Origin of the sequence: Allobosea sp. CER48 (assembly GCF_044752385.1) — a bacterium.
Taxonomy (GTDB): domain Bacteria; phylum Pseudomonadota; class Alphaproteobacteria; order Rhizobiales; family Beijerinckiaceae; genus Allobosea.
Window position 1 is genome coordinate 1 of the sequence record NZ_JBIWYK010000609.1, and the last position, 1,564, is coordinate 1,564.

1 protein-coding gene is annotated in these 1,564 nt (G+C 63.5%); it reads right to left on the minus strand.

All coding sequences use genetic code 11. The features are described 5' to 3' along the window. Positions 1 to 117 precede the first annotated feature (117 nt). Complete coding sequence (locus tag ACIPIA_RS15970; protein ID WP_400510956.1) at positions 118 to 1,437, minus strand: OmpP1/FadL family transporter; 1,320 nt, start codon at positions 1,435 to 1,437, stop codon at positions 118 to 120. Between the last annotated feature and the right edge of the window lie 127 nt (positions 1,438 to 1,564).

Sequence of the window (1,564 nt, forward strand, 5' to 3'; positions counted from 1 at the left end):
GGCGACACCAGACCTCGGATGGCCTCGCCCGTGCCGGGCCGCCGGCTGGCAATCCCCGTTCGCAAACGAAAAAGCCGGCCCGAAGGCCGGCTTTCAGGAACGTCGATCGAATTGCGATCAGTACTTGCGGACGACCGGCTGGACCGGGAGCGTCTGCTTCGGATCGTCCCAATTGTAGGTGATGCCGATCGAAGCGATGTGGATGTAGGGCTTGGCCTCGGCGGTGTAGAACACCGCCCCCTGCTGCGGATGGGCACCCGAGTAGTTCACCGACGCCTTCTTCACGTCGATATAGGTGTAGCCGAGGTCGAGCTTGATCCGATCGGTAACCTGATAGCTCGCACCGGCGCTGAGCCAGAGCCTGTCGTTGTCCGAGATGAAGATCGTGCGGTTCTGATCGTTGACCGCCGACAGCTCGTAGCCGACACCGGCGCGCAGCGTCAGGTCCTTGCTGTACTTGTACTCGGCGCCGACCGAGAAGTACCAGGCATCGTCGTACTGGAAGTTCAGGCTCGTCGCCGGAAGGCCGTTGAGCTTGCTGACGATCGGAATGTTGCGGAAGCGGCTCCAGTTCGTCCACTCGACGCCGGCATGGACCTGCCACTGATCGTTGATCACTTGCGACAGGCCGAACACGACGGAGTCCGGCAGGTTCAGATTAGCCTTGACCGGGATCACGGCGAGCGGCGTCCTCAGCGTGCCATCCAGCGTCTGGCGGACCGGCGAGCGATAGGCCAAGCCGATATTGGTGCCCTCGAAAGGCGTCAGGGTCACACCGAAGCGATAGCCGACATCGATCGTATCGCCTTCGATGATCACCGGCGGGGCGGTCGGGCCGATGCCGGAAGCCTGCTTCAGCGACGCGTTGAGCCACTGGACCTGCATGGCCGCACCGACGGAGAGCCAGTCATTGACCTTGTAGCCGACGGTCGGCGAGACGTTAATCGTCGCGACCTTGGCCGAGCGCCCGTAGATCTGCGCGGCGTGGACCTGGTTGTCGGCCTTAGAACGCAGGCCGTAAGGCGCGCCGGTGGTCATGCCGATCCAGAACCGGTCGGTCAGCTGCCAGGCGCTGTAGGACGCCGGGATGAAGGCACCGTCACCGCCGAGATTGCCCGTGCCGTTCTGGATCGGGCTCAAGGGGCCGAAGGGAGAGCCGAGGCGCGTCGGCGAAGTCGGCTCATAGTCGCCGTTGGCGTTGAGATAGGTGAAGTTCCAGTTGCTGTGCCGGCCCGGGAACATGGTGATGGTCGCCGGGTTCCAGGCCATGGAGCCCATGCCGATGCCGCCGGCTGCCGCGCCGGAATAGGCCATACCGAGGCCTTCTGCGCTCTGCCCGCTGCGGATCGCAAAGGAGCTCGCGGAAGCGGCGCCTGCCGCGAGGAGCGCGGCGACGGAAACAGAGGCAGCAACGGCAGTACGGACAAGGCCCTTCATCGAATCCATCCCAGTTCAGCTTTTCCGAGACGCATGGCCTCGCTTGATTCGAACCATGACGCGACGCGTTTGCTGCCGCAATCCCGCCTGCATCGTCCAAAATCTGTCTCAAGTTTTCCTTATTCGG

Excerpts from the sequence above, each read along its gene's own strand:
- ACIPIA_RS15970 (WP_400510956.1), bottom strand. The coding sequence starts at position 1,437 with ATGAAGGGCCTTGTCCGTACTGCCGTTGCTGCCTCTGTTTCCGTCGCC.